Source organism: Caulobacter sp. AP07, assembly GCF_000281955.1.
GTDB lineage: Bacteria > Pseudomonadota > Alphaproteobacteria > Caulobacterales > Caulobacteraceae > Caulobacter.
Genome location: NZ_AKKF01000130.1, coordinates 58,376 through 64,396 on the forward strand (window position 1 = coordinate 58,376; position 6,021 = coordinate 64,396).

The following is a 6,021-nucleotide window of genomic DNA, read 5'->3' on the forward strand; positions in this document are numbered from 1 at the left end:
AGGGCGGGTTATTTCCCGAGGGCGGCGTCGGCGTGGCCGTCGAGCCGGGCGCGCAGCACCTGGTCGTAGTCGGCGGCGCGGGGCAGCAGGTCGGGGCGGATCTCGGCCAGGCGCCGCTCGAGGCGGGCGCAGGCTTCGCGCAGTTCGATCAGGGCGCCGTCGATGTCTTCGCGCTGCTGCTCCAGCGCCGTGGCGCGTTCGCGGAACTTCTTCAGCGAGCGGGCCATCTGGGCCGCCCCGTCGTCGTTCTCGTCATAGAGGTCGAGCAGTTCGCGGATTTCCGACAGCGACAGCCCCACGCGCTTGCCGCGCAGGATCAGCTGCAGGCGGACGCGGTCCTTGTGGGAATAGACGCGGTTGAGGCCCTCGCGGGCCGGGGTCAGCAGACCCTTGTCTTCATAAAAGCGCAGCGCGCGCGGCGTGGCTTTGAACTCGTTGCACAACTGGCGGATTGTAAAGGTGCGCTCTGGACGTCGCAGGTCGGCCAACATCGAAACCCTCCCTGGGCAGGCCCGGCTTCTGCGGACGGGCCGGTTGGTTATCGCTGATCACCATATGCGCGCGACAAACCGCCGTCAACGTTTACGTAAACGTCAATCTAGCTGCAGCGGCTTAGGTTTATTTTCCTAATGACTATTTGACAAAAGTAACGCCATGATACGCTTGGTTTCATCAAGGTCTTTGTCTCTACGGGTTTCGGCCATGGAAACGTTCCATCTCAGGGTCTTTCAGCGCCAAGTCCTAGATCAATGTAAGTTCTTGCTGAAATCCGCTGACGAGATCAATGCTGGGATGGCCTTGCGGGACACTGACCATATTCTATATGGGATACAGAACCTATTGAATGCTGGAGCCAACATTTCCAAAATGCTGTGGGGGCAAAAAGGAAAGTTCGCCAATCAGCGTGCGCAACTTCGAGATAGCATCGGCGTTGCAGATGACTCGCCCCTTCGGGAGGTGACCATGCGAAACAATTTTGAACACATAGACGAGCGCATAGACAGATGGTGGGTAGAATCTAAGGCCCACAATCTCGCAGATAAGATCATAGGACCGAAAGATGGTGCCATAGTTGGTATGGAGCCGACGGATATGTTTCGTATGTTCGATCCGAATACGACCAATGTCATATTCTGGGGAGAGGAATTTAACATGCGGGCGCTTGTAACCGAAGCCCAACGGATATTCCCGCTTCTTCAAGCAGAAGCAAATAAGCCACATTGGCAGGAACCGGTCTTTATTGATGTTGGTAATGGGTAAATGATGCCTTATCTCTGCGGTCTAAGGTATATCTTGGTGTCAGAAATGTTACGCGTGATGCATCGATCATCAGCTCGTCGATCCCAGTTTCAGTTGCCAAGCTGTCGCCAGCCTGCTTTTGACAATTATCCACTTTTGTCACGTATATAACTCGGTTTACTTTACTAGGGCCGAGGCATATTTCCCGTAGGCCTGTGGTGCTGGCCCGAGGCTAGGATCAACCCCATGTCGTCGCTCTCGCACACCGAAATCTGGACCGCGATCGACGCCCTGGCCAAGCGGTTCGACATGAGCCCGTCGGCCATGGCCAGGATGGCCGGGCTGGACCCGACCAGCTTCAACCGTTCCAAGCGCGGCGACGGCGACACCCGCCCGCGCTGGCCCTCGACCGAGAGCCTGGCCAAGGTGCTGGAAGCCACGGGGGTGGGGTTTTCGGAGTTCGCGGCCCTGACCGAGCGGGCGCGGCCGCCCAGTCCGCGCGCCGTGCCGCTGATCGGCTTCGCCCAGGCCGAGGCGCCCGGGATGTTCGACGAGGCCGGCGCGCCGGTCGGCGAAGGTTGGGACGAGATCGATTTCCCGGGTCAGGGCGAGGACGGGGTCTATGCCCTGGAGATCACCGGCGACGCCCTGGCCCCGGTCTATCGCGACGGCGACCGCATCCTGGTCTCGCCGTCGGTCGAGCCGCGACGCGGCGACCGGGTGGTGGTCAAGACCACGGGCGGGGAACTGCTGGTCAAGGAACTGGCGCGGGTTACGGCCCGCAGTGTCGAACTGGCCTCTCTGACGCCGGGCGGCCAGGATCGCACGCTGGACCTGGCCGAGGTGGTGTGGATCGCCCGCATCCTCTGGGCCAGCCAGTAGGTCCGCGGGCGGTCAAATCCTCAAGTGCGGGGGCAGTCGGCGTGCTTGGTCTGCAGCCAGGCGGTCAGGTCGCCTTCCCAGGGGGCGTCGCACGAGACGTCGACGCGGTAGGAATGCCAGGTGTCGTTGTGCGCCGCCTCGATATGGGCCGAGGGGAACTGGGACGCCAACTCGCCGAGCAACGAGTCGAATTCAGAGCGATCTGACGGGCGAAGGGTGAAGCAAGCCATCGGTCTAACCTTGGTTCTGATGACCACAGATTAGACCCTGAATTACGATCAGACCCTTAATCGCTAGTTCAGACTTCGTTCATCTATTGAGGCATGGTGTCGCAGGGAGCGATCAGCCGGCCAGCGCGCCGGCCACCACTTCGCGCGCGGCGGCCTGCACTTCGCCCAGGTGGTCCGGGCCGAGGAACGACTCCGCGTAGATCTTGTAGACGTCCTCGGTGCCCGACGGCCGGGCGGCGAACCAGGCGTTCCGGGTCACCACCTTCAGGCCGCCGATGGCCTCGCCGTTGCCGGGGGCCTTGGTCAGGATGTGCTCGATCGGCTCGCCGGCCAGCTGGCTGGCGGTGACGTCGGCGGGGCTCAGCGAACCCAGGCGGGCCTTTTCCTCGCGCGAGGCCGGGGCGTCGACGCGGGCATAGGCGGGCGCGCCGTGCTCGGCGGTGAGCTCCGCATAGATCTGGCTGGGGCTTTGCCCGGTGACGCCCTGGATCTCGGCGGCCAGCAGGCCCAGCAGCAGGCCGTCCTTGTCGGTGGTCCAGACGCCGCCGTCCTGGCGCAGGAACGACGCGCCGGCCGATTCCTCGCCGCCGAAGCCGACGCCGCCGTCCAGCAGGCCGGGGACGAAATGCTTGAAGCCGACCGGCGTTTCCAGCAGGCGGCGGCCCAGTTTGGCGACCACGCGGTCGATCATCGAGGACGACACCAGGGTCTTGCCGACCGCGACCTCGGCGCCCCACCGCGGCCGATGGCTGAACAGATAGGCGATGGCCACGGCCAGATAGTGGTTGGGGTTCATCAGGCCGGCGTCCGGCGTGACGATCCCGTGGCGGTCGGCGTCGGCGTCGTTGCCGATCGCGATGTCGAACTGGGCGCCGCCCTGCATGGTGCGGATCAGGTTGGCCATGGCGCTGGCCGACGAGCAGTCCATGCGGATCTTGCCGTCGGTGTCGAGCGGCATGAACGCCCAGCGCGGATCGACCCGGTCGTTGACCACGGTCAGGTCCAGCCGGTGGCGGTCGGCGATCTCGCCCCAATAGGCGACGCCGGCCCCGCCCAGGGGGTCGGCCGCGATCCTCACGCCGGCCGAGCGGATGGCGTCCAGGTCCAGCACGCTGGGCAGGTCGTCGACGTAATGGGCCAGGAAGTCGTACTCGCCGACCGTGGCGCGGGCCCGCTCGAACGGCACGCGGCGCACGCCGTTCAGGCCGTCCCTCAGCAACTGGTTGGCCCGCGCCGCGATCGGCGTGGTGGCGTCCGAACCGGCCGGGCCGCCGGTGGGGGGGTTGTACTTGAAGCCGCCGTCGCGGGGCGGGTTGTGCGACGGGGTGATCAGGATGCCGTCGGACGATCCCGGGGCGGCGCGGTTATGCCTGAGGATGGCGTGCGACACCGCCGGGGTCGGGGTGTAGCCGTCGCGCGAATCGACCAGCACCTCGACCCCGTTGCCGACCAGCACCTCCAGCGTCGTGCGCCAGGCCGGTTCGGACAGCCCGTGGGTGTCGCGGCCGATGAACAGCGGGCCGGTGATCCCGGCGCCGGCGCGGTGCTCGACGATCGCCTGGGTGATGGCCAGGATGTGGTTCTCGTTGAACGCCCCGTCCAGGCTGGAGCCCCGGTGGCCCGAGGTGCCGAACACCACCTTCTGATTGACGTCGGAAACGTCGGGCTGGAGGTCGTGATAGGCGGCGGTCAGGGCGGCCAAGTCGACGAGGTCTTCGGGACGGGCCTGGAGGCCGGCGTGGCTATGCATGTCTTGACCCTACTCAGCACTCGAACGTGGTGACAACGCCGGCCGCGTGGCCGGGTGTCGCAACAGCGATTTAGCCGCGAAATGCGTCACTCTTTCCGCGACGCCCTAGGCGGCCAGCTTCTCGTCGATCAGGGCGATGGTGCGGTCCAGGCCGAAGATCGCCGCGAATGAGCCGAAGCGCGGGCCCTGGCTCTGGCCTAGCAGCACCTCATAGAGGGCCTGGAACCAGGCGCGCAGCGGGTCGAATTCGTGGTCCTTGCCGACCGCGAACACCTCGTTCTGGATCAGTTCGGCGTCCTGGCAGCCGGCCGGCAGGGCGGCCAGGCGGCCCCGCAGGTCGATGATCGCCGCGCGCTCCTTGTCGTCCGGGGCGCGGAAGGTCTTCGAGGGCTTCACGAAGTCCTCGTAGTAGTTGATCGCATAGCCGGCCAGGCGGTCCAGCAGCGGATGGCTCTCCGGCGTCGCGCCGCCGACATAGCGGCCCAGGAACCCCCAGAGGATGTCCTTGGTCGAGGCGTCGGCGGCCGAGACCAGGTTCAGCATCAGGCTGAACGACACCGGCGAGCCCTGCGCGGGCGGCTGGCCGGAATGAACGTGCCAGGCCGGGTTGTCGATCTGCTTGGCCGGTTCCTGCTTCTGGTAGGCGTCCAGTTGCTGCAGATACTCGTCCGTCGCCTTGGGGATGACGTCGAAATACAGCTTCTTGGCCGATTTCGGGCTCTGGAACATGTAGTAGGACAGGCTTTCCGGCGCGCCGTAGCGCAGCCAGTCCTCCATGGTCAGGCCGTTGCCCTTGGTCTTGGAGATCTTCAGGTTGTTCTCGTCCATGAAGAGTTCGTAGTGGAACCCTTCGGGGGGCGAGCCGCCCAGCACCTTGCAGACCTGGTTGGACAGGCGGACGCTGTCGATCAGGTCCTTGCCGCTCATCTCGTAGTCGACGCCCAGGGCCGTCCAGCGCATCGCCCAGTCGGGTCGCCACTGCATCTTGACGCCGCCGCCGGTCACCGGGACCTCGGTCAGTTCGCCGTCCTCGTCGCGGAACACGATCGTGCCCTTGGCGACGTTGCGCTCCAGGGTCGGGACCTGCAGCACCTTGCCGGTCTTGGGGCTGATCGGCAGGAACGGCGAATAGGTCGCCCGCCGCTCCTCGCCCAGCGAGGGCAGCATGATCTTCTGGATGGCGTCGAAACGCTCCAGGGCGATCAGCAGGGTCTCGTCGAACCGGCCGCCGCGATAGCAGTCGGTCGAAGAGACGAATTCGTAGTCGAAGCCGAAACCGTCGAGGAAGGCCCGCAGGCGGGCGTTGTTGTGATGGCCGAAGCTCTCGTGCTCGCCATAGGGGTCGCGGACCACGGTCAGCGGCTTGTCGAGGTCGGGGACCATGACCTCGCCGTTCGGCACGTTGGGCGGGATCTTGCGCAGGCCGTCCATGTCGTCGCTGAACGAGATCAGCCGGGTCGGAATGGCGTCGTCGGTCAGGGCGCGGAACGCCGCGCGGACCATGGTCGTGCGCGCCACCTCGCCGAAGGTGCCCATGTGCGGCAGGCCCGACGGGCCATAGCCGGTCTCCAGCACCACCGGCTTGCGCAGGGCTTCGAGGACTTTCACCGCCTCGTCGGTCTTGCCGGCGTTGATCAGGGTCGAGGCGAAGTCGCGCTCGGTGTCGGTCAGACGCAGGCGCAGGGTGCGGGCCAGCAGGGCGCGCGCCTGCTCGAACGGCCAGGCGCGAGCGTCGCGGGCGAGGGGGGAGAGGCCTTGGAACATGGGGGCGGTATAGGGGGAAGTGGCGGCGGAGGCTAGGTTCGGGGTGAGGAAGTCGTACTCCGTGGAAGGCGCTTTCCCTCCCCGTTGCGGGGAGGGTGGCCCCGAAGGGGTCGGGTGGGGGATCGGCGCCGGGCGTTCTTGGGGCGGTGAAGCCCC

6 protein-coding genes are annotated in these 6,021 nt (G+C 65.7%); 2 read left to right on the forward strand and 4 right to left on the reverse strand.

Translation table 11 applies throughout. The features are described 5' to 3' along the window. Positions 1–8 precede the first annotated feature (8 nt). Entirely contained in the window at positions 9–488 is a 480-nt protein-coding gene (locus PMI01_RS08820; protein WP_035035461.1) for a MerR family transcriptional regulator, read from the reverse strand. Between the two features lie 214 nt (positions 489–702). On the opposite strand from PMI01_RS08820, the gene PMI01_RS27030 reads away from it, so the two are divergent. After that, a complete protein-coding gene (locus PMI01_RS27030) occupies positions 703–1,260 on the forward strand; it encodes a hypothetical protein (RefSeq protein WP_157223717.1) in 558 nt (185 codons plus the stop codon). 225 nt (positions 1,261–1,485) lie between these two features. Continuing rightward, positions 1,486–2,121, forward strand: a complete 636-nt coding sequence (locus PMI01_RS08825; RefSeq protein WP_007666951.1) for a S24 family peptidase — start codon at positions 1,486–1,488, stop codon at positions 2,119–2,121. A gap of 20 nt (positions 2,122–2,141) precedes the next feature. Here the strand turns inward: PMI01_RS08825 and PMI01_RS08830 are convergent, their stop codons facing one another. The 3 genes from PMI01_RS08830 to PMI01_RS08840 form a co-directional block, all read right to left on the reverse strand. Next, a complete protein-coding gene (locus PMI01_RS08830; protein ID WP_238537027.1) occupies positions 2,142–2,303 on the reverse strand; it encodes a hypothetical protein in 162 nt (53 codons plus the stop codon). 160 nt (positions 2,304–2,463) lie between these two features. Continuing rightward, positions 2,464–4,101 carry a phosphoglucomutase (alpha-D-glucose-1,6-bisphosphate-dependent) gene (gene pgm, locus PMI01_RS08835; RefSeq protein ID WP_007666953.1) on the reverse strand — a complete coding sequence of 546 codons (1,638 nt, stop codon included), beginning with the start codon at positions 4,099–4,101 and terminating at the stop codon, positions 2,464–2,466. A gap of 105 nt (positions 4,102–4,206) precedes the next feature. Next, positions 4,207–5,865, reverse strand: coding sequence for a lysine--tRNA ligase (locus PMI01_RS08840; protein ID WP_007666954.1), 1,659 nt, complete (start codon positions 5,863–5,865; stop codon positions 4,207–4,209). Positions 5,866–6,021 lie beyond the last annotated feature (156 nt).